This is a genomic window from Paenibacillus sp. FSL M7-1046, assembly GCF_038007405.1.
Lineage (GTDB): Bacteria > Bacillota > Bacilli > Paenibacillales > Paenibacillaceae > Paenibacillus_AQ.
Genome location: NZ_JBBOXB010000001.1, coordinates 1,576,626 through 1,600,015, shown reverse-complemented (window position 1 = coordinate 1,600,015; position 23,390 = coordinate 1,576,626). Strand labels below are relative to the sequence as shown.

Genomic DNA, 23,390 nt, shown 5'->3' with positions numbered 1-23,390 from the left:
CGGTTCATTATATGAGCGGAAGCAGTGTCTTATGTGGCCTTGCCTGGAGAAAACATCTTTGAAGGGATTAAGTGCAAAGCTGCAGACTGCAAAGGGTCGGCTGATTTATGTATATGGGCTTTGGTAAGGCGGCAGCAGCTAAACAACAAAAATAGCGTGCAGAGTTGTATTCTATGAATACATTCTGCACGCTATTATTTTTGAACAAAGATGATGCCTTAGTGAGGTTATTTGCCGGCAATGGAAGTCTGCTCATTCTCCTGGCTCTTAGCCAAATGCACATTGCCCAGAAAAGCGGAAACACGGCGCAGATATTCGCGGGGATGCTCCCGGAACAGCAGCTCATGGTGGCTGTTTTCGACGATCCACGAATCCGAGTAAGGGTTGCTCTGGTTGGCTGCAAGCTCTTCGGCAATCGGGTATGGCGCCTTGTCATCCTTTGTGCCGTGCATGAACAGAACGGGGAAAGGATAGTCTTCAGCTTTTACCTTGGAATAAGGAATTTGATTCAGCCCTGTGCCGTTCAGTACCGGGAAGAGCAGCTCCATAATTTCCAGGGAAGGCTGGCGGGGAAGATCGATATTTTGCTTGATGTTATGGTAAAGTGTATCCGGCTCCAGCAAAAAGGTGCTGTCCAGAATCATCGCATCGACGTCCTCGGTAACTAGCCCCGCCTGAAGCGCTGTGCCGGCACCCATGGAGAAGCCCCAAACGACGATCTCTCCGGCTCCCCGGTCCTTGGCGAACTGTATGGCGCCTAAGAGCTGCTGTGATTCTTTTTTGCCGCCGGTAGCGATATCCTTGTTGGTCTGGGAAGCGAAGCCATAATCGAACATGACGACGTTGAAATTCAGGCTATGGGCATAATGGGCCAGATCATACATCGGTACCCAGGATTCCTCGCGGTTGGCGCCGTAGCCATGACTGAAGACAATGGTTTTGGTAGAGTCCTTGGACGGGATATACCAGCCCTGCATCGTCCGGCTTCCGTCATGCGCCTGAAAGGTCACATCTTCATAGTCCAGCCCCTTGGCCAGTGAAGGGTTGGAGTACAGGGGGGCCACTGTAGGATTAGACAGCACCCAGGCAATATAGCCATGCAGGGCAATGAAGCAGAACACAAAGAAGAAAAATACGGATAACAGCAATGCAACTACAATATGTTTAACGCGAATCATCCCCAGTGAAAGGTTGGGGGCGATGTCTGACTTATCCTCCTTGGTCTTGCGTGAGACCGGTCTGCCGGTACGGTGGGTTGCCAGATCCATAAGATCCACTCCTAAAATCGCAAAGTCAAAATCAAACTGAATTGTTTCATGTTATGAACTATTTCCATTTGTATCGGCATAATTAATTCATATGTTTAATCGTATGGGGACGCCCTCATAAAGTCAATGAATTCGCCGTTTTTGTAATCTAACTGTAAAGTGCGGCCCAGCCTTTTCCTGTTAGTTAATATACTGGACTTTCCTTGGGCTTTTGCTCTAAGATAGAATTAACTATGTACAATTATGTAACCGGGTTTCATTTAATGAAACAGGTAAGGGGAGATTGCTGTGGAGGATCGTAAACTGACCGTACGCGCTGTAGAGCGGGCGCTGGATATATTGCTGTGTTTTACGAAGGAGAATGATGATCTAAGTTTGACTGAGATTGCTGCCAAAATCGGCCTCCATAAGAGTACTGTGCACCGGCTGCTCACTACCCTGGAGGAGAAGGGCTTTCTGATGCGCAATGAAAGTACCGAGAAATACCGGCTCGGTATGCGGATTTGGGAGCTGTCGACCCATCTGCCAACGCTGGATGAGCCGGCGGCACTGCTGCTTCCGGCGATGGAGCGGCTGCGCGACCGGCTGGGAGAGACGGTCAGCCTCTATCTGCGCGACGGTCTGGAACGTGTGCGCATTCAGGCTGTGCAGAGCCGGCAGGCAATCCGCCGGGTGGCACAGATTGGTGCCCGGCTGCCCTTATCTGTTGGCGCCTCCAGCAAGGTGCTGGCCGCCTATGCGCCGCATGAGGTGCAGATCCGGCTGCTGGCAGATCCGGCTTGGCCGGAAACTGTAGATAGAAGCCTATACTTGGAGCAGCTTAAGGAAATTACCCGCCGGGGCTATGCGACCAGCTTCGAGGAGCGGGAACCAGGGGCTGCTGCAGTGGCTGTGCCTATTGTCGGCCGCAATGGCAGCGTGGTGGCAGCCCTTTCCCTGTCCGGCCCTGTCAGCCGCTTGTCCCGGGAAACTCTCGAGGAATATGCTGTGATTCTTTCGGAGAATGCAGCCGAAATGGGATTGATGATGGGGTAATCGGGAAAGTCTGGTTATGCAGTCGAATTATGGGGGTAAATTAAAGAGAAAGCTGCCAGAAGCAGTAATATTCAATTTGTAACTATAGGGAAAATGAACTATGATAAAAAAATTATAGGATTCAGATTTTATAAGTAATTATACTTTTTATTCCGGGGGGATGGGTGATTCCATTGAGCGCTGCAGTACCCGATTCATTAATGGAAGAGATTCAACAACTTCAAGACACATTCGGTGCTGTTACGAGTCAGGCTCTTGTGCTAACGGATCAGGAAGGAAATTTGATAACCCGTCCAACCATTGCAGGAAGGTTTTATAAGGAGATCATTGACTCCTTGCAGCACATACACCGTCCCTTTGAGCAGACACTGCGCCGCTTGGGGGCCTTGTCACATCCTGCTGTCTTGGACCGGTGGATTCCCGGATTGAAGTATATCATTACCCCGCTGGTTCCGGAGTACGGAGAGATTTACTATCTCTGGTCAGGCCTCTATATGGAGGAAGGTGCGAAGGAACTGGTATTGCAAGCCTTCGAGTCCAAGATGAAGAATCATCCGGAATATGATCAGCTAAGTTCCGAGCTAGCTGCCTTACCCGAGAGCAGTAGTGAACGTGTATTCGAGATCAGGGACAAGATAGCCGTTCTTGGCAGTATCCTGTGCAAATTAATAGGAGGCTCTGCCCTTAAGCCGGTGACGGAAAGAAACACTATGATGATTTCGCGGCTTCTGACTCATCTGGAGGAGGATTTCCTGAAGATTGAAGAGGTGCTCCAGCAACTGGCAGGGACTTTTTCAGCCGCCGATTTGTATGCCTTTGCCAAGGAGAACGATCAAGGGCAATTCAAGGTGAATTATGCTGCGGGAAAAGAGGCACATCTTTTGCTGAATGCTGTATTTCCGCAAGGGGACGGTTTTTTTGGACAAGCGGTCCTCGGCAAAGATCCGAGACATTGGAAAGACATTGCCAAAGATCCAAGATCCCTTTACTTCACCCGGCGGGGGATGACGCTGCCGGAATGCCTGTCTTGTTATCCGGTTTTGATCAACAACGGCAAAAGGGCGCTTTTACTGGCAATCAGCTTTGGAAGAAATGAACAGGCTCAAGGCTACGACCGGCAGGAGCAAATCGTTGCCTCTTTGCTGGGAATATCCGACTGGGGAGAAATGCTGCTGCGCAGGGAAAAACTGCTTGAAGAAGGAACGTTGCTTCTTAAGGAAGCTGCTAGACTGCTGCCGCTAGCGTTGTCGAGGAAAGATCTGGGTATGCAACTGCTGGATGTTGTCATGGCCATGCCCTTCTATCCCTCATCCACGTTGGTTTACTTTCAGAAAATCGAGAGTTCAAATATTACGTATTTTTCCAGGGGCTGGGCCTCAGATGAGGATGCATTGTATGTCAAAGGACTGGAGTCCCGCTACTCCCAGCAATCCTTTCTCTCGTCTGCTGTCATCTTTGAGACGGCAGGAGGTTCGGTTCTGCTCGAATGTCCGCTGCTATCCGGGAACGAGTTCAAAGGACTGTTGTCTGTCGGATTCAGGGGGCGAAGTGAAGCGGAGCAATGGCAGACCTTCATCGAATCGGTAGCCTGTCTGGCCACTGTTGCCATTCGTCTTCTGGAGAAGGAAGAAAGGTATATCGAGCAGGCTGAGACCTTTTTGACCGAACTGCGCCGTTACCTCCAGAATGCAAACACTGAACTGAGCAGTCTATCGCTGGACGCTTCCGATATGGCGGTAGATTTTGCTCGTTACATAGGCCTGACTGAAGAGGAAGCTGAAAGGGTGGGAAGGGCGGCTCTGCTGTCTCCTTTCCAGATTGACGCGTTAATGGATTTTGGATATTACCCGGATGAAATCTTGCTGCTGCAGCAGGTGGACGAGTTGGACTCTCAATTCTTTACTGTGGAGAAGCCTCCCTTGCCTCTATCCGGCCAGGTGCTTGCTCTGATACTGCAGCATACAGGAAGAGGTGCAAATCAGAAACATCTGGGCAGCCCTCCGCACAAATGGATTGATCCATCCAGATACAGCAAGGATTACAATATTGCTTCCTGGATTGAGGATGAACGAATTTCCTCGTTCCAGTCGTTCCTGCTAAGCCGGGAGGATTCGCGGCCTAAGAAGAGAATCGTATCGGCAGCGAGGCTGCTGGATAGCCCGGCATTGACTACACTTAAGGAAGAATGGGGGGTCTCACCCCGGGAAGAAGAAGTACTTGAGCTAATTGTCCATGGGAAGACGAATAAGGAAATTGCCAACACGCTGTTTATCAGTGAACATACCGTCAAAAATCACCTAAGCCGCATCTTTAACAAGATGAACGTAACCGACCGCTCGCAAATTATTGCACTTATCTATAAGGTAATCCTCGATGCTGAACGCATCGAGATTTAGGCCCGATCCGAAGCTGCAGATACGGCTTGGATTGGATGAAGCTTAATCACAGGGTAAGCTAAATAGCCCCCGACAATCTCCCTTACGGGATTGTCGGGGGCTATTTAGTCTGTTCAACGCTGTCAGGATGGATGGAACTCAAGCACAGGGGTTCCATCCATCCTGACCAGCTGTAGTTATTCTACAGGCAGCGCAGTTTCCGAAGCGGCAGCATCAGCCAGCATCTGGCGGAGTACCGTCTGCAGAATGCCGCCATTGCGGTAGTAGTCGATGTCAACGGTGCTGTCTAACCGGGCAATGACCGGGAATTCAAACTGTGTGCCGTCCTCGCGGGTAGCGGTGACGGTCAGTTCCTGGCCTGGCAGCACGTAGTTGTCGAGTCCGGTGATATTGAAGGTCTCGCGTCCGGTCAGCCCCATGCTGCTCCAGCCGTGGCCTTCCTGGAATTGCAGCGGCAGAACGCCCATGCCGACCAGATTGCTGCGGTGAATCCGCTCGAAGCTCTCGGCGATGACCGCCTTGACCCCAAGCAGCAGCGTACCTTTGGCGGCCCAGTCGCGTGAGCTGCCTGTGCCGTATTCCTTGCCCGCGATAACGATCAGGTTCTGTCCAGCCGATTGGTACAGCATAGACGCATCGTAGATCGACATCACTTCTTCGCTCGGCAGGAAGGTGGTTACTCCGCCTTCCGTACCCGGTGCAACCGCGTTGCGGATCCGGATGTTGGCGAACGTGCCGCGCATCATCACCTCATGGTTCCCGCGGCGTGAGCCGTAGGAGTTGAAGTCGGCGCGTTCTACGCCATGGCTGCGCAGATATTCTCCGGCAGGACCGGAGGTGGAGATATTACCCGCCGGCGAAATATGGTCGGTAGTGACGGAGTCAGCAAGCAGCGCTAACACCCGCGCGTTGCCGATGTCCTTGATATCTCCGACACCATCCGCCAGATGCTCAAAGAACGGCGGGTTCTGGATGTATGTGGAGTTGTCATCCCATTCATACAGCTCGCCTTCCGGCACAGGGATCGAATTCCAACGTTCGTTGGCAGTAAATACATTCTCGTATTTACGCCGGAACATCTCAGGACTCAGGGAGCGGCCGATTGCTTCACGAATCTCTGCAGAAGTCGGCCAGATGTCTGCAAGGAATACAGGCTCACCCTGCGGATCATAACCCAGCGGCTCAGTCTTCAGATCAATGTTCACAGTGCCGGCCAGGGCATAGGCTACAACGAGCGGCGGAGAGGCCAGGTAGTTTGCTTTAACCTGGGCATGCACACGGCCTTCGAAGTTCCGGTTGCCGGATATTACTGCAGCTACTGTCATATCATGTTCTGAAATGGCCTGGCTGACTTCATCCGGCAGCGGGCCGGAGTTGCCGATACAGGTAGCGCAGCCGTAGCCGGCCAGATAGAAGCCCAGAGCCTCAAGCGGCTTCAGGAGATCGGCTTTTTCCAGGTATTCCGTAACCACAAGCGATCCCGGAGTGAGACTGCTCTTCACGTAGCCTGGCTTAGTCAGACCGCGTTCCACGGCTTTTTTGGCCAGCAGCCCGGCTCCAAGCATAACGCTCGGGTTGGAGGTGTTCGTACAGCTGGTGATCGCTGCGATTACGACGGCACCGGTGCTGAGCTTGCTGGTGCTGCCATTCTTGTGCTGTACTTCCACGACTTCGGCAATCTTCTCATCACTGAGGCCGTAGCCTCCCTTGTCAACAGGGGTACGGATGATGCCCTCGAAGTTCTCTTTCATGTGTGTCAGCTCGACACGGTCCTGCGGACGTTTCGGTCCGGCAAGGCTGGGAACAACAGAGGCAAGATCAAGCTCGATGACGTCGCTAAACTGCGGGTCCGGTGTATCCGCGGTGCGGAACATTCCTTGAGCTTTGTAATAGTCACCGACCAGCTCGACCAGTTCATCCGGACGTCCGGTGCTGCGCAGGTAGGCCAGCGTTTCTTCATCAACTGGAAAGAAACCGATGGTCGCTCCGTATTCGGGAGCCATGTTGGCTACGGTCGCACGGTCAGCAAGGCTGATGTTGGCAAGGCCCGGTCCGTAGAACTCTACGAATTTGCCGACAACGCCTTTCTTGCGCAGCATTTGCGTTACTGTCAAGGCCAGGTCGGTTGCCGTAGCACCTTCCATCAGGCTGCCTGTAAGCTTAAAGCCAACCACATCCGGTGTAACAAAATACAGCGGCTGCCCAAGCATGCCTGCTTCGGCTTCAATACCGCCTACACCCCAGCCGACGACTCCAAGGCCGTTGATCATAGTGGTATGGGAATCTGTGCCGACCAGGGAATCGGGATAGACTACAGTTTCACCGTCAACGGACTTGGTAGTGGCGACGGACGCCAAATACTCCAGGTTGACCTGATGCACAATTCCTGTTGCCGGCGGAACAGCGCGGAAGTTGTTGAAGGCGGTCTGCGCCCAGCGCAGGAAGCGGTAGCGTTCTTCATTGCGTTCAAATTCCACATTCATGTTGTATTCGAGCGCATCAGCGGTGCCAAAGGCATCGACCATGACAGAGTGGTCAATGACAAGGTCAACCGGAACGAGCGGATTGATCTTCTTGGGATCGCCTCCCGCTTTCTTGACGGTATCGCGCATTGCAGCGAGATCGACGACCACGGGCACACCGGTGAAATCCTGCAGGACGATCCGCGCAGGAATAAAAGGAATCTCTTTATTGCGGTCTATGCCACCTGACCAGCCGGCCAGCTGTTTTACATGCTCTTCCGTGATCGCCCGTCCGTCATACTGGCGGACAGCCGCCTCAAGCAGTACTTTGATGGAAAATGGCAGGGAGGAAATGCTGCCTGCGCCTTGTTCTTCAAGGGAATTAAGATGATAGTAGCGGTAGGTTTTGCCGCCTGACTCCAGGTTCTTAGCCAGGGAAAAATGGTCCTTGCTTGGCATATATGCGCCTCCTCGTTTCATCTGGTGAAACATCATTTCATATTGTTTGTATGTTAAGTATAACGGTTACAAAGGGGGGAGTAAAGTTTTTTTTCCTGCTTTTTCACCCAGATTTGCCCTGTCCGGCCGGCTATCTTGCGCTTTGCCTAAAGCTTGGAAATTAGCTTGGCCTGCTTGTCATTCATTGATTCCATCTGTATAGCCGCAGGTATTCCTTCATATACATAGGACAGCAGCCAAACAGGGATGAAGGGGCGGGAAACAGGATGGAATTAGAGTGGAAGAAAAGCTTGTATGTTTATGTGGATCAGTTAAACAAGGCAAGGGTGGCACCGGGGGCCGAACCGCGCCGTACTGCCGTCATGGACCCGCGTTATCTCGTGGCCCAGGGGGAGCGCTCCCGGCGGCTTGCCCAGTGGTATATCCGCCGGGGGATTACTCCTCTGCGTGCGGAGACCGGCGTCAGGACGCTGCGCACCGTCCGCCAGAATCCGGGTGAGGTTGTAGCCGATGTTGCGCTGCACAGCGCACTGTATTATGAGAAGGGCGGAATGACGCACCGTGAGGATACGATCGAGACGGAACGTCTGACTTTTGTGCGGGAGGGCAGCGCCTGGGAGATAGCCACTGTGGAGCGCAGTGTGCAGGAAAGAAATACGCAACGCAGAGCACAGGATGCGGATCCCGCACTGCGGTTGTCCAAATGGGGTGAGGTACTGCCTGCCCCGCAGCCGTCGCAGCCGCTGCTTAACCGGAATGTGCTCCGCGGGATTGCCGGATCAAAGGAGGTCCGTTACCGCCGGGAAGAAGCGGCGGCCTATGCTGACCGCTGGTGGAAGGACGGCAATCCAGAGTTTGAGGTTTTTGATGTGGACTGCACAAATTATGTGTCTCAATGTCTCTTTGCAGGGGGCGCACCTATCAACTATACTGGTAAAAGAGAAACCGGCTGGTGGTATAAAGGCTACAATGGAGCGCAGGAATGGTGGAGCTTCAGCTGGGCTGTGTCGGACAGCCTGCAGCGCTATTTGAGCGGGGAGCGGAGCAGCGGACTTCGCGCTGAGGCCGTGGAGCGGCCGGATCAGCTGATGCTTGGCGATGTCATCCTGTACGACTGGGACGGCAACGGCCATTACCAGCACAGCACGATCGTCACCGCTTTTGACGCGGGCGGAATGCCGCTGGTGAATGCAAGAACGGTCAGCAGCCGTCACCGCTTTTGGGATTACCGTGATTCCTATGCATGGACCGACAGAACGGCCTACCGTTTTTTTCATATCAATGACTACTTATAATTCAGAAAGAGGTTAGGGCATGGGGAACACAAAATTAACCGTAGGACTGGTGTACGGCGGCAAATCCGGAGAGCATGAGGTATCGCTGCAGACGGCATTCGCGGTTATGAACGCTTTTGACTACGATAAATATGAGATTATTCCTTTCTATATTTCCAAACAGGGGCTGTGGAAGGTTGGCGAAACACTCACCGCCGCTTACAGCGGAATTGAGCAGTTGAAGCTTGCCGGGGCAGCCGGAGATATGGGCACAGCATTGAATGCGGTATTCAGCGGACTAGCGGGCGGGGAGAAGAGCGTTGATGTGATGTTCCCGCTGCTGCACGGCACCAATGGGGAAGACGGTACGATTCAGGGCCTGTTTGAAATGGCGAATATTCCTTATATCGGCGCAGGCGTGCTGGCTTCATCCGCAGGTATGGATAAGGTCGTGATGAAGAAGCTGTTCGGCGAAGCGGGTCTTGCGCAATGCGAGTACTGTTATTTCAACGCTGCCGTATGGAAGCACAAAAGCCATGAGCTGATTATGGGGGTAGAGGATAAGCTGGGTTACCCTGTGTTCGTCAAGCCGGCCAATCTGGGCTCCAGTGTGGGCATTTCCAAAGCCGTAGATAAGGAAAGTCTAATCAAGGCTGTCGATTTTGCTTTCCGCTATGATACCAAGGTCATCATTGAAGAATTTGTTGATGCCCGCGAGGTGGAGGTTGCTGTACTTGGAAATGAGGAACCCGAGGCTTCCGTTCCGGGTGAAATCGTCTCTTCCGGAGAATATTATGACTATGCGGCAAAATATATCGACGGCAAATCGCAGATGCTGATTCCGGCTCCTGTCGACCCTGAGGTGGCGGACCGCCTGCGTGAATCGGCAATTGCTGCCTTCCGGGCGATCGAAGGCAGCGGGATTACCCGTGCCGACTTCTTCGTACGGAAATCCGACGGCCAAATTCTGATCAATGAAGTGAATACAATGCCAGGCTTTACGCCGTTCAGCATGTACCCGCTGCTGTGGCGCGAGACAGGTGTATCGTATCCTGCTCTGCTGGACCGCATGATCGAGCTGGCGCTGGAACGTTACAATTATAAACAAGGCCTTAAATACGACAATGAATAAAATCAGGTGAGCGGCGGGATCCTTCCGGCCGGAAAGGAGAGACAACAGCATGGGTTTTCAATCGGAATTCAATTCGGTCTGCAAGTTCAAGAATGAGCAGGAGCTGTATGAACTGCTGGAATACGGCCGCACCAAGATGGTGAAGCAGGGTTTTCGCGTGTACCCGACCGGCCAGAAGGTTATTGCCTATACACCGGAGAATGTGGCTGTGGCGATCGTCAAGATCTCCGCTTCGATCGCGGAGATCAACTTCCAGGGCAATGAGGTTACAGCGGTCGAGATGGAGCTGGTACGCAAGCTGAACGAAGAAGAGTCGCGGGTACAGACGGCGCTTGCCTATGAGATGTTCTTCGGGGAAGAAGGATGATTGTCCGCTTCGGATATGTTGCCATGTCCACCGTCATCCCAGACTGCTCACCATCCAAGACAATGACGATGGCAAGCTTTGCGAAGCTGAACGACCGTGAAGCCGGGCTGCGGCGTCTGGAGACCCTTGCGAAGACGAACCTGCATAATACGCTGCGCCTGCTGAAGCATAATGCCGGCTCGGATATTATGGTGTACCGCATGACTTCCAAGCTGATTCCGCTGGCAACGCATCCTGATCTGCAGGACTGGAACCCTTTGGCCGTACTGGCTGAAGAATTTGCCGAAGTGGGCAGCTATGTGAAGAAGCACGGGATGAGGGTGTCCTTTCATCCTGATCACTTTACGGTGCTCAGCACGCCCCGTCCCGAGGTGCTGGCGAGTTCTATCCGTGATTTGCAGCATCATACGGATATGCTCGTTGCAATGGGGCTGCCGGCAACGGCCAAGAGCAACATTCATATTGGCGGAGCCTATGGGGACAAGCCTGTGGCGGCAGCGCGGTTCCGGGAGCATTTTGCAGGGCTGGCGCCTGAACTGCAGGAGCGGGTTACGCTTGAGAACGACGACAAGACGTTTAACGCGCGGGAGACGCTGGAGGTTGCCCGCAGTCTCGGGCTGCCGATGGTGCTCGATATTCATCACCAGTGGGTGAATAATGAAGGCGAGCTTCCATGGGAGCTGTGGCCGGAGATTCAGAAGACCTGGAAGAGTCCGCTGGCACTGAAGGATGTGCTTCCAGGCGAGCTGCTGCCGCCTAAGATCCATGTCTCCAGTCCGCGCAGCCCTTCTGATCCCCGCAGCCATGCCGATGGTGTGGAACCGGCGCCGCTGCTGGCTTTTCTAAAGCGGATTGCAGCAGATACCCCTGCTGTGGATGCCATGATTGAAGCGAAATCGAAGGATGGTGCCCTGTTTGGTCTGATGGAGGCAATGAAGGAGCTGGCGGAAGCCGGCAACGGAATTACGATATTGGACGGGGCCAGTATTAATATTGAGCCGTAACCTGCGCCATGCCAGAAGATTTGGGCAGGAATCCTGGCAGGTTTGACTTGATAAGTAGACTGAAATAAGGTACGTTGAATGAAACTTAAGCAGCAGTGAGCCTGTGTGTAGCAGCAATGTGTCATGGGAGAGCGATTAAGTACAAGAAAGTGGAGTGAAGATATGAATCCTTTAAATCCTGAGAACCGGAAGGAACGGGAGCCCTATGTAGTTACAAGCAAAGGGCACACGGCGGCAGCGATTAACGCGGCAGCCAAAGCGGGGGAATGGATCAAGAGCAGACAAGGTCAAGTGAAGGAGCTGGGCAGCAAGACATCGGCCCAGGACCTGGTAACGGAAGTTGATAAAGGCGTGGAGCAGATGATCCGCCGGCTGATCCTGACCCATTATCCTGACCATGCTATCCTTGGAGAAGAGGGTGTTCAGCCGGGAACAGATTCGGTTGCTGCCGCTCTGGAAGAAGGACGCCAACACGAATACCTGTGGATTGTCGATCCGATTGACGGCACCACCAATTTTGTGCACGGATTTCCGTTCTACTGTGTTTCCATAGCTCTCGCCGTTAAGGGAGAACTTACTGTAGGTGTTATTTACGACCCTATCCGTGACGAGATGTTCGTCGCTGAGAAGGGTAAAGGAGCTTACATGCACGGCGTGCCTACCTCGGTTTCTGCCGAGACGGTGCCTGGGGACAGTCTTATTGCGATGGGCTTTCCGCCGGACCGCACCTTTGCGCAGCCGGCGAATATGGCGGGACTGCAGCAGATTCTGCCTCAGGTCCGCGGCATCCGTGCCGGAGGTTCAGCTGCGCTGCATCTGGCCTACGTGGCGGTTGGCCGGGTGGATGGTTACTGGGAGGTCGGCCTGAGTCCTTGGGATTGCGCAGCGGGCGTGCTGCTCGTGAGGGAATCCGGCGGCAAGGTTACCGATACCTTGGGTAATCCTTATGACATCGGCACTCGCCATGTTGTGGCGAGCAACGGTAAAATTCATGATTATCTGGTTTCATCCCTGAAGGAAGCCAAAGCAACGGGATTTTAGCTTTAAGGAGGCAACTGGAACCATGAGCCGTAATGATGATCTGGAGCGCAAGCTCAGTGAGCTTTTGGAAGACGGGGACATGGAACAGGGCGACAACAAGGACAAAGAAATCCGTCAAATCTCGCCCAAGTATGAAATCCGGATCCAGACTACACTCGATCCTATTGTAGAAGAAACCTTGCGCTACCGTAAAATAGCTTATGAACTGGATGACCGTTATGACAGATATCTGGAGCGTGCAGGGAAGAGCCATGCTCCCCGCAATGCCGAGGGTACAAAGAACAGCACCGGGTCCGGCAGCGGACAGGAATAAGTCACCGGGCCAACAGCAGGAGCGGTTTCCCGATACGGGAAACCGCTCTTCTGCGCAGAGCGGCAGAATGTTAGAATGGAATTATATTACTTTTAGGAGGGGAACGATGCTGAATACATGGAGGAAAATAGCGGCTGCCGGAACAAGCGGTCTGCTGCTGCTCGCCATACTGGTTAGCGCAGGTGCAGGATACGCCAAGGCTGAGGAGGCTGCTGCAGCAACCCAGGGAACGGAGCAGGATATCTTTCGCATTGTAGCACTGGGAGATTCGATTACTGCCGGATATGAGCCGGGGATGACCGATGTAAATGCGAAACCCTACGGTTACGCAGAAAGACTGCTGGAACAGGGGTATTACCATGGAAGAAGCACACTCGGCAATTACGGTATTCTGGGGCTGACCTCAACAGGGCTGCTTAATTATACCGGAGCGATTAAAGACGGGGCTGTGATTACAGCTGAGGGTATTCAGGCAGGGCTGCCCGATCCGCGGATAGAGCAGTTTGCGGCACTGACTCCGCAGATCCGGACCGAACTTGCTCAGGCGGATCTAATTACAGTCACGATCGGCGGAAATGATGTCAGCAGCCTATTCCTTCAGTACAAGCAACTGACGGATGAAGATTTCCAGGCTCAGCTGGAGCAGCGTTTGAGCGCCTACAATACGAATGTGAAGACAGCGCTTGAGAACATCCGTGCCGTGAACCCGCAAGCAACCATTCTGATAGCCGACCAGTATCAGCCGGCTCCCAAATTTGCGGTAAAAGAGGCCTATCCCAAGCTGATGGGCGCAGCGGAGCGGTTGACAGCCATGGCGGACAGTATTGCGGCCAGCTTCGACCAGACCGGAGCACCGGTGCGGGTAGCCCATATTGCCAAACAATTCGTGGGTTTTGAGGGCTCGCTGACACATATCATATCGTTGGATTTTCATCCTACACAGCTGGGATATGAGAAAATCGCCCGGGTGTTTGCAGAACTGCAGTGGGGAGAATACCGCACACCGTCTGTTGCTGCAACAGCGCCGGGATCGGCACCGATGTCGATTGTGGTAAAAGGCACAGAGCTTAATACCCCGAATAAGCCAGTCATTAAGAACGGCCAGAACTTTCTCGCACTGCGCGATGTTCTGAATGCTGTGGGTGCCAGTGGAAAGTGGGACAGTAAGACAGCCAGCGCAACAATTGTTTACGGTGACCGGACGGTGGTTATTACCATTGGCTCGAAGTATATTAAGGTCAATGGGGTAGATCAAGCGATTGAGACACCGGCGTTTCTGCAAAAGGTCGGCAAAGAGGAGAAAACTTACCTGCCGCTTGCCGCACTTGCTACGGGACTCGGTTTCGACGTGAAATACAGCAGCCAGTTGAAGACTGCTTTCATAAATCCATAAAGCTGCATAAGATAATAGTGTAACGCCTTGAGCAAATACTTATAGGTGCAAGTTGCAATTTATAAATCATCATTATGAATTTAGCCCGCATGGCAAAGGTGGATGAGTGTTGTTGTCTAGAACAAAATATAGTGCAGATTATGTGATCACGATGGATGATATTATACGGGAAGGCCATCCTATTCTCCGCAGTGTAACCGAGCCGGTACAGCTGCCGCTGCAGGATGCTGACCGTGAAGCGCTGCAATGCATGATGCAGTTTCTGAAGAACAGCCAGGACCCGGAGGCTTCCGCCAAACATAAGCTGCGTTCCGGCATTGGCTTATCCGCGAATCAGATCGGCCTTCAGAAGCGGATGTTCGTGATGTACCTGAAGGATGACAAGGGCAGGATTGTGGAGCATACCTGGGTGAATCCCAAGATCATCAGCCATTCGCTGGCGATGGTGTATTTGCCGGAGAGCGAGGGCTGCCTGTCTGTGGACCGGCCGGTTCATGGTTTTGTTCCGAGATATGAGACGGTAAAAGTAAAAGGCTATGATCTGAACGGCAAGGAAATCGTCCTGAAGTTCAAGGGTTACCAGGCCATAGTGATTCAGCATGAAATGGACCACCTGGACGGGATTATGTTCTATGACCGGATCAACCCGGAGAATCCGTTCAAGCTTCCGCAGGATGTAGAAATCCGCAGCCTATATGATCAGAAAGCAAACTGAAGAGAGCTGCTGATGGCAGAAAGCTGTTGTCCTTAGGGATGACAGCTTTTTGTGCTGTCTATCTAGATTTCTTATAAATGGGAAAAAAGTGATATAATATCACAATCATAGCTAGGATGGAAACAGATTACACTGAACCTGGGAGGGAAAAGAAATGGGCTGGAGCAGGATGCCACTACGGGGAAGACCAAATGATTACAATGATGAGGCCAGAGTAATTGATGAACAGATCTTAAGACTGGTGCAGCAGCGCAAGGCGCTCTCCGGAGGGAGGGCGCTTTTTCCAGAAGAGGAAACCTTGAAGCAACTGGCGGCGGAGTCTGGTCTTGAGGTTTCGGAAATATCGCTGATTCTAAGCAATCTGAACGAAGCCCGGCCCAGACGGCATTTCTGGGATCAGCCCGGGCCGCTGCTTGGGGTGCTGGCAATAATGAAGACTACGCTGGATAGCGATTTTGAATATATGCTGACCCACTCCATGCAGTATGAGAAGCTAAGCATCGTCACCCTGGAAATCAAGTACTTGAAAGAAACGGTGGAGCAAGTCCGCATTTCCCCGATGCTTAAGCTCGCTGTTCTAAGTGAGACAAGCTATGAAGTGGAAAATCACGGTGCAAACGGCGGCGGAGCACATGTTCACATGCAGTTCATGATCTCTCCGCCGCTTCCGGAGGATCTCAGTACCACGCAGTTTTCTCTGGTGCCCGGAAGCAGCAGATTCCAGCGCCCTGTCTTCGAAGAGGTCAAACTGGACAAGCAGATTGATTTCTATTGATCGGCTGGTTTGATTCTCACACCTGAATCTGGCTATGCAAATGACCCGCTGCGGCAAGCCGCAGTGGGTTTGAATTTGTTAATGGAAGCAGGTCTAGTAAGCTTAAGTAATCAGTGCTGCAGCCGGGCAGGTGTTTATGATTATTTCTCTGCCGCCATTGCCTGGAAGGAAGCTTCCGCAGCTTCCAGTGTTGCGTCAATATCAGCATCCGTATGTGCTGTGGTTAAGAACCAGGCCTCATATTTGGACGGGGCAAGGTTGATCCCGCGGTTCAGCATATGGCGGAAGAAGCTGGCGAACATTTCGCCGTCCGTATCTTGAGCTTCCTCATAGTTGGTGATCGGGTGAGCGCAGAAATGGGTGGAGAACGCCCCGCGGATCCGGTTGATCGTTAGCGGAATGCCGTGACGGTCTGCTGATTGCTGCAGTCCCTCTGTCAACCGGATGGCGAGCCGTTCCATTTCCTGATATACCCCTTCACCCTGCAGCACCTCAAGACAGGCGATACCTGCCGAGATGGAGGCAGGGTTGCCGGCCATGGTTCCGGCCTGGTATGCCGGACCGAGCGGCGCAACCTGCTCCATCACATGCTTGCGGCCGCCGTAAGCGCCGATCGGAAGACCGCCGCCGATGATTTTGCCGAGCGCGGTCAGGTCAGGTGTAATATCTTCGTGATTATCAAGGCCTGCATAAGTTTGTGTAGAACCGTAATGGAAACGGAAAGCGGTGATGACCTCGTCATAAATGACAAGCGATCCGTTATCATGGGCCAGCTTACATAGCCCCTCCAGGAAACCGGGCTCCGGCATAACCATGCCGAAATTGCCCACGATCGGCTCCACCATAACAGCAGCGACATCGCCGCCCCATTTCTCCAGCGCCTCGCGCAATCCGCTAAGATCGTTGAACGGAACGGTGATGACTTCCTGGGCGATGCTGCCGGGAACTCCGGCGCTGTCAGGAATGCCCAGTGTAGAAGGGCCGGAGCCGGCAGCGACCAGTACAAGGTCGGAGTGGCCATGGTAGCAGCCGGCAAATTTCACGATCTTGCTGCGCTTGGTATAAGCGCGGGCCACCCGGATTGTGGTCATGACGGCCTCCGTGCCGGAGTTGACGAACCGCACTTTATCCATCGAAGGGATTGCTTCCTTGAGCATTTTGGCCAGCTTGATCTCAAGCTGGGTGGGTGTGCCATACAGAATGCCATTCTGCGCGGCTTCAGTAATTGCCGCTGTGATATGTGGATGGGCATGGCCGGTAATAATCGGCCCGTAGGCTGCGAGGTAATCGATGTACTCGTTGCCGTCCTCGTCCCAGAAGCGTGAGCCTCCTGCGCGTTTCATAAATACCGGCGCTCCGCCGCCAACAGCCTTGAAGGACCGGGAGGGGCTGTTGACGCCTCCGACGATATGCTGAAGGGCTTCCTGATACAACTGTTCTGATGTGGTACGGTTCATGAATAATCATCCTTTCATATGTCTTGGGCAAGGGAACGGGCGAACTGGCGGCGGATGCCGCTGTTCGCCCGTCCTGAGGCCAAGCATGGGTTGTTGAAAATATAAGAATTTATATGTTTCACACGATAACTTATCCTTCTATTTCTCGCTGAAACGGTACCGTCCTTAAAAAGGACGGCAAAGCCGCTTCCACTTGTTTAATTGTTCTCTGGGCTAGCGGACGGACTGCTGTCCGGGGAAGCCTCAGTCGATGGCGTCGGCTCAGGTGCAGTCATGGTATCCTGCACGAATTGCTTCAGTTTATCTTCACTGCTGATGCCGATAACGGAGGAGCCTCCGCTTGTTGTCTCTTCTGTCAGCAAGTTCATCGGCGGTATTTGCTGGCTGCCGCCCATCGAGCCGTCATAGCCAACGGTGGCAAGCTTCCACATATCGCTGATATCCATGTTGGTATCGATGTATGGGATCACCTCATCTAATATGTTAGGCAGTTTAAGAATGGAAGTGGTGCTGATCACCTTGTCCGCAACAGCCTTAAGGAAACCCCGCTGCCGTTCCGTCCGGGTGAAGTCGGATGTCTTATCATGACGGAAACGCACATATTGCAGTGCCATGTTGCCGTCAAGATGCTGAAAGCCTTTCTTCAAATCAATGTCGAATTCCGGCCCGTCGGCTTTTGTCTTGTAGACCATGTCTTTTTCAACCTCGTAATCTACCCCGCCGACGGCATCCACCAGTTTGATGAAGCCCTGGAAATCGGTATAGACATAATATTGAATCGGGATGCCCAGCAAGTCGCTTACGGTCTGCATCGCCGTATTGGGTCCGTGTGTAATTGCCGAATTAATACGTTCTTTACCATGTTCAGGTATAGATACATAGGTATCGCGGAGAATGGAGAAGACATAGAACTTCTTTCGCACCGGATCAAGGGAGGCAACCAGCATCGTATCTGAGCGCGGGACTTCCCCTTTCTTCACTCCACGGGCATCCACGCCCATAAGCAGGATATTTACAGGCTCCGTGCCTTCCCATTTAGGAGGCTCAGCAACATCCGCCGAAGGGGAGGGAACAGATGCGAACGGCGATTTATCACCGGTCTTGTGCATGTTGTCGAGCTGGTTGTAGACGGAGGAGAAATAGTAGACAATTCCGCCGATTACTAGGAGAAGTATAATTGCCAGAGTCCAGAGCAGCGGTTTCTTCTTCGATTTGCCGGCTTTAACGTGCCGTTTCTTTCTTGGAGGCATTTCGTTCTTCCTTTCGCATTTGCATTCTCTACATTATAATTTCTTTTAGGAATACAAGCAATTTCGGAATATTCCCCCAAAAACTTTAGGAGTGAACCATTAATGAATGGAATTGAAATCGGTGATGAAGTCCCGGACTTCAGCCTTCCCGCCTCCACGGGCCGGAACATCAGCTTAAGCCAGTATCGCGGCAGCAAGGTGCTGCTTTATTTTTACCCGAAAAATATGACCCCCGCCTGCACACAGGAGGCTTGCGATTTCCGTGACGCCCACGACCGGATTACCGCGCAGGGTGCCGTGGTACTCGGAATCAGTGCCGACAATCTGGCCTCGCATGCCAAGTTTGCCCTGAAGAACGGCCTGCCTTTTCCGCTCTTGTCCGACGAGGAGCATAGTGTAAGCGAGATGTTCGGGGTGTGGCAGCTGAAAAAGCTGTACGGCAAGGAGTTTATGGGCATCGTGCGCTCCACCTTTCTTATAGATGAGCAAGGCAAGCTTGCGGCAGCGTGGAGAAAAATTCGCGTTAAAGGTCATGTGGAGACAGCATTGAGTGAAATCACGAAATAATTAAGTATGCTAGTAGTGAATTGTAAATGTCTGTTACATTTTTAACAGCCTTCCTAATGCGTTCTCATGATATAGTTGCCTCATATTACTTCAAATTTGGAGCAAGGCATGGTGATGGCATGATGATACTGCGTATTGGGCTGGACGTCGGATCAACTACGGCCAAATTGGTTGTTATGGAACGAAGTACAATCATTTATCAGGATTACGTGAGACATTATAGCGATATAAAAAAAGCGGCTCTATCCCTCCTGTCAGACGTACAGCACAGGTTCCCGGATAGAGAGGCAGCATTGACTGTAAGCGGTTCCTCGGGGTTGTCCTTATCAAAGCTTGGCGGAGTACCCTTTGTCCAGGAGGTTATCGCCTGCACCAAAGCGATCAGCGAGCTGATTCCGGGGTGCGATACGGCGATTGAGCTTGGCGGGGAGGACGCCAAGATTATTTATTTAAGCGGCGGCATCGAGCAGCGCATGAACACTGCCTGCGCCGGCGGCACCGGAGCGTTCATCGACCAGATGGCTTCGCTGCTGCAGACCGACCCTGCCGGACTGAATACGCTGGCAGAGAAGCATGAGCGGATCTACCCGATCGCCTCGCGCTGCGGCGTATTCGCCAAGAGCGATGTGCAGCCGCTGCTGAACGAAGGGGCGCGGCGCGAGGATGTCGCGGCTTCGATCTTCCAGAGCATCGTGAACCAGACGATCAGCGGCCTCGCCTGCGGCCGTCCGATTCGCGGGCGGGTGGCTTTCCTGGGCGGACCGCTGACGTTTCTGCCCGCCTTGCGGGAACGTTTCGCGGAGACGCTGGGGCTGAAGGAAGGGGAGGTGCTGTTCCCGGAACGCTCGCAATATTTTGTCGCGATTGGCTCAGCGCTGTCACAGAGCGACCCGCTCGTGTTGCCGCTGCCTTGCTGGCTGGAACGGATTGAAGCGGTGGACTTCAAGGCGGACCGTGCAGAGGATGCCGAATTGGCGCCTCTGTTTGCGACCGCGGAGGATTTAGCCGAGTTCCGGCTTCGCCATGGCAGGGCCTCGGTTGACCGCGCTGAGCTGGCTTCATACCGCGGACCTTGCTATCTCGGTATTGATGCCGGTTCGACGACAACAAAACTTGTCATTACCGGCTCCGCCGATGAAATCCTCTATACCTTTTACGGGAGCAACAAAGGCAATCCGCTGCAGTCCGTCACCGATGCGCTGAAGGAGATTTACCGGATTCTGCCGGAAGGCTGCTATATCGCCGGCTCCTATGCGACCGGTTACGGCGAAGGATTGGTTAAGGCCGGGCTGCGTACCGACGGCGGTGAAGTGGAGACAGTGGCCCACTATAAGGCTGCGTCCAAGTTCATGCCTGAGGTGGACTTTATTCTGGATATCGGCGGACAGGATATGAAATGCATCAAGATCCGCGGAGGGGCAATTGACAGCCTGATGCTGAATGAAGCCTGCTCGGCGGGCTGCGGCTCTTTTCTGGAGAGCTTCGCCTCCGCGCTGGAGCTCGGTATCGAGGAATTTGCCAAGTCCGCGCTGGAGTCGAGCAAACCGGTGAATCTGGGCTCGCGCTGTACAGTATTTATGAATTCCAAGGTGAAGCAGGTGCAGAAGGAAGGGGCTTCCCTGGCTGACCTGTCCGCAGGACTCGCCTATTCCGTAATCAAGAACGCTCTGCAAAAGGTTATCAAAATCCGCAACCCCGAGGACCTCGGGCGCAATATCATTGTGCAGGGCGGCACCTTCTATAACGAAGCGGTACTGCGGGCTTTTGAGCTGCTGACTGGCCGGACTGTGGTCAGACCTGATATTGCCGGTGTTATGGGGGCCTACGGCTGTGCGATTATTGCCAGAGAACATGCCGGCTTGGACGGCTTCAGCACGATTCTTGGTCCGGAAGAGCTGGAAACCTTCCAATACCAGGTATCGCCGGGCCGCTGCAGCCGCTGCGCCAACAATTGTGCACTGACCATCAGCCGTTTCCCCGATAAGAGCTTTCACGTCACCGGCAACCGCTGCGAACGCGGTGCGGGTGGCAAGAAAGAGAAGAACAACCTGCCGAACCTGATGCAGTATAAATATGAACGTTTCTTTGACTATGAAGGGCTGCCGGAAGAACAGGCAGAGCGGGGCACCGTCGGTATTCCGCGGACCATGAATATGTTCGAGAATTATCCGTTCTGGCACACCTTTTTTACGACACTGCGCTACCGGACAGTGTTGTCGCCGAAGTCGAGCAAGAAGCTGTATGAGAGCGGAATGGATACGATCCCTTCGGAATCGATCTGCTATCCCGCGAAGATGGCCCATGGACATGTGCAGAGCCTGATCGGCAAAGGCGTTGATTTTATCTTTTATCCGGCGGTTGTGTATGAGAAGAAGGAGGACGATGCGGCACAGAATCACTTCAACTGTCCGGTGGTTGCTTCTTATCCTGAGGTTATCCGCAATAATATGGATGGTCTCAAGGAAAGTGGTGTTCCGCTCGTCAGCCCGTTTCTGACCTTTGACGATATTTCGGCCCTGACCAAGAGCCTGATCAAGACCTTTATGGATATTCCGAGAGAAGAGATAGCGGCAGCGGTACAGGCTGGAATTGCCGAAGCCGAGCAGGCCAAAAATGATCTGCGTACGAAGGGCGAAGAAACGCTGGCGTTTCTGACATCTACAGGGACAAAGGGGATTCTGCTCTGCGGCCATCCCTACCATGCCGATCCTGAAATCAATCACGGCATCGCCGATATGATTACCGGAATGGGGCTCGCCGTGCTGACCGAGGATTCGGTCTGCCATCTGGACCGCAGCGAAGGCGATGTGGCTGTGGTGAATCAATGGACGTACCACGCCCGGATGTACCGTGCCGCCCGTCTTGCAGCCGGCAGAAATGATCTGGAGCTGGTGCAGCTCACCTCCTTCGGCTGCGGCATCGACGCGATCACTTGCGATGCCGTACAGGAGATTATGGAGCGCCACAACAAGGTATACACCCTGATCAAGATTGATGAGATCAGCAATCTCGGCGCTGCGCGCATCCGGCTGCGGTCGCTGCAGGCAGCGATGCGCGAGCGTGAGAAGGGCGATGTGCAGCCGCAGCTCCTCTATAAGACACAGGCCAATGTTCCGTTTACGAAGGAAATGAAGGAGACCTATACCATTCTGGCACCGCAGATGTCGCCGGTTCACTTTGAATTGTTCGAACGGGTCTTCCGTGACGCCGGGTACCGTCTCAAGGTACTGGAAACCACCGGTCCGCAGGAGACCGAGGAAGGCCTCAGATTCGTCAATAATGATGCGTGTTATCCGGCGATTGTCACCATCGGGCAAATCCTCTCGGCCCTGAAGAGCGGCGACTACGATCCTAACCGGACAGCGGTCATCATGTCGCAGACAGGCGGGGGCTGCCGGGCTACCAACTATATCTCGCTGCTGCGCAAGGCGCTGAAGGATTCCGACCTGGGGCAAATTCCCGTCATCTCTCTCAATGCTTCGGGAATGGAGAATCAGCCGGGCTTCCGCATCCACCTCAAGCTGGCGAACCGGCTGATCGCCGCTGCCTGCTATGGTGATCTGATGATGCGGCTGCTGCACCGTTTCAGACCCTATGAGCGGATTCCGGGAAGCGCGGAAGCCCTCTACCGCAAAGGGATGGAGCGCTGCAAGAGCAGCCTGTCGACGTTCTCCTTCCGGGAGTATAAGCGGGTGATCCGCGAGATCGTCGCCGAGTTCAGCCGCCTGGCGGTCACACCGGCAGTGAAGCCGCGGGTGGGCATTGTTGGCGAAATACTGATTAAGTTCCATCCGGACGCCAACAACCGGATCATTGAGATGATCGAAGCCGAAGGCGGTGAAGCAGTAATGCCGGACTTCCTCGATTTTATCTTTTATTGCGTGTACAATCCGATCTACAAAGCGGAGCAATTTGGCAAGAGCAAGAAGCTGGGATACATCAATCCCATGCTGATCTCTTACCTGGAAATCTACCGCAAGCCGGTTAAAGTGGCGCTGGAGGAAGCGGGACTGGCCAAAGGCCGCGAGAATATTTACGGCCTCGCGGAGAAGGCCAGCCGGCTTGTGTCTGTCGGCAATCAGATGGGCGAAGGCTGGTTCCTGACGGCGGAGATGATGGATTTGCTGGATAACGGTGTGAATAACATTGTCTGCATCCAGCCGTTTGCCTGTCTGCCGAACCATATTACCGGACGCGGCTCTATCAAAGGACTGAAGGAGCTGTATCCCGGGGCTAATATCGCCGCCATTGATTATGATGCCGGGGTCAGTGTAGTGAACCAGGCCAACCGGATCAAACTGATGATGTCGATCGCCTGCGGTCTGGAAAGCGGCAGCAGTTCAACTGCTGCTGAAATCTCAGGACCACAGCGGCCGGTGGTGGTGGTGGGGAGCTTAGGGAGCGGGGTATAAGAGAAGTGCAATCCATATAGTACAATCCATATTAAAAAGCGGGTCCGGGGCAATTTCCCCGGGCCCGCTT

17 protein-coding genes are annotated in these 23,390 nt (G+C 53.4%); 13 read left to right on the top strand and 4 right to left on the bottom strand.

Going from position 1 to position 23,390, the window contains the following annotated elements:
* Positions 1–227: 227 nt before the first annotated feature.
* Positions 228–1,268: an alpha/beta hydrolase gene (locus tag NYE29_RS06795; RefSeq protein WP_340895012.1), complete on the bottom strand. Its 1,041-nt coding sequence runs from the start codon at positions 1,266–1,268 to the stop codon at positions 228–230.
* 288 nt (positions 1,269–1,556) lie between these two features.
* On the opposite strand from NYE29_RS06795, the gene NYE29_RS06790 reads away from it, so the two are divergent.
* Positions 1,557–2,303, top strand: coding sequence for an IclR family transcriptional regulator (locus NYE29_RS06790; protein ID WP_340895011.1), 747 nt, complete (start codon positions 1,557–1,559; stop codon positions 2,301–2,303).
* A gap of 164 nt (positions 2,304–2,467) precedes the next feature.
* Positions 2,468–4,699, top strand: a complete 2,232-nt coding sequence (locus NYE29_RS06785; RefSeq protein ID WP_340895008.1) for a helix-turn-helix transcriptional regulator — start codon at positions 2,468–2,470, stop codon at positions 4,697–4,699.
* 176 nt (positions 4,700–4,875) lie between these two features.
* Here NYE29_RS06785 and acnA read toward each other — a convergent pair whose 3' ends face one another.
* On the bottom strand, positions 4,876–7,620 hold the full coding sequence (gene acnA, locus NYE29_RS06780; protein ID WP_076112796.1) for an aconitate hydratase AcnA: 2,745 nt from the start codon (positions 7,618–7,620) through the stop codon (positions 4,876–4,878).
* Between the two features lie 266 nt (positions 7,621–7,886).
* Between acnA and NYE29_RS06775 the strand changes: the two genes are divergently transcribed.
* The 9 genes from NYE29_RS06775 (at position 7,887) to NYE29_RS06735 (ending at position 15,634) form a co-directional block, all read left to right on the top strand.
* Positions 7,887–8,915 carry an amidase domain-containing protein gene (locus tag NYE29_RS06775; RefSeq protein ID WP_340895006.1) on the top strand — a complete coding sequence of 343 codons (1,029 nt, stop codon included), beginning with the start codon at positions 7,887–7,889 and terminating at the stop codon, positions 8,913–8,915.
* 19 nt (positions 8,916–8,934) lie between these two features.
* Positions 8,935–10,026 (top strand): D-alanine--D-alanine ligase, encoded by a 1,092-nt coding sequence (locus tag NYE29_RS06770; protein WP_340895004.1) that lies wholly within the window; start codon positions 8,935–8,937, stop codon positions 10,024–10,026.
* A 49-nt stretch (positions 10,027–10,075) separates the two neighbouring features.
* Positions 10,076–10,393, top strand: a complete 318-nt coding sequence (locus NYE29_RS06765) for a hypothetical protein (RefSeq protein ID WP_038585586.1) — start codon at positions 10,076–10,078, stop codon at positions 10,391–10,393.
* Positions 10,390–11,397, top strand: a complete 1,008-nt coding sequence (gene uvsE, locus NYE29_RS06760; protein WP_076112793.1) for a UV DNA damage repair endonuclease UvsE — start codon at positions 10,390–10,392, stop codon at positions 11,395–11,397. Before NYE29_RS06765 ends, uvsE begins: the two co-directional genes overlap by 4 nt.
* A gap of 162 nt (positions 11,398–11,559) precedes the next feature.
* Complete coding sequence (locus tag NYE29_RS06755; protein ID WP_340895002.1) at positions 11,560–12,438, top strand: inositol monophosphatase family protein; 879 nt, start codon at positions 11,560–11,562, stop codon at positions 12,436–12,438.
* A gap of 22 nt (positions 12,439–12,460) precedes the next feature.
* Positions 12,461–12,751, top strand: a complete 291-nt coding sequence (locus tag NYE29_RS06750; RefSeq protein ID WP_052091784.1) for a hypothetical protein — start codon at positions 12,461–12,463, stop codon at positions 12,749–12,751.
* 106 nt (positions 12,752–12,857) lie between these two features.
* A complete protein-coding gene (locus NYE29_RS06745) occupies positions 12,858–14,144 on the top strand; it encodes a stalk domain-containing protein (RefSeq protein WP_340895001.1) in 1,287 nt (428 codons plus the stop codon).
* A gap of 151 nt (positions 14,145–14,295) precedes the next feature.
* A complete protein-coding gene (gene def, locus NYE29_RS06740) occupies positions 14,296–14,859 on the top strand; it encodes a peptide deformylase (protein ID WP_340899630.1) in 564 nt (187 codons plus the stop codon).
* A gap of 154 nt (positions 14,860–15,013) precedes the next feature.
* Positions 15,014–15,634 carry a hypothetical protein gene (locus NYE29_RS06735; RefSeq protein ID WP_340895000.1) on the top strand — a complete coding sequence of 207 codons (621 nt, stop codon included), beginning with the start codon at positions 15,014–15,016 and terminating at the stop codon, positions 15,632–15,634.
* Positions 15,635–15,774: 140 nt separating this feature from the next.
* Here NYE29_RS06735 and NYE29_RS06730 read toward each other — a convergent pair whose 3' ends face one another.
* Positions 15,775–17,091, bottom strand: coding sequence for a glutamate-1-semialdehyde 2,1-aminomutase (locus tag NYE29_RS06730; RefSeq protein WP_340894999.1), 1,317 nt, complete (start codon positions 17,089–17,091; stop codon positions 15,775–15,777).
* A gap of 197 nt (positions 17,092–17,288) precedes the next feature.
* Positions 17,289–18,341 (bottom strand): LCP family protein, encoded by a 1,053-nt coding sequence (locus NYE29_RS06725; protein ID WP_340894998.1) that lies wholly within the window; start codon positions 18,339–18,341, stop codon positions 17,289–17,291.
* 102 nt (positions 18,342–18,443) lie between these two features.
* Between NYE29_RS06725 and bcp the strand changes: the two genes are divergently transcribed.
* Positions 18,444–18,908 carry a thioredoxin-dependent thiol peroxidase gene (bcp, locus tag NYE29_RS06720; RefSeq protein ID WP_340894997.1) on the top strand — a complete coding sequence of 155 codons (465 nt, stop codon included), beginning with the start codon at positions 18,444–18,446 and terminating at the stop codon, positions 18,906–18,908.
* 122 nt (positions 18,909–19,030) lie between these two features.
* Positions 19,031–23,320, top strand: coding sequence for an acyl-CoA dehydratase activase-related protein (locus NYE29_RS06715; protein WP_340894996.1), 4,290 nt, complete (start codon positions 19,031–19,033; stop codon positions 23,318–23,320).
* Positions 23,321–23,390: the final 70 nt, after the last annotated feature.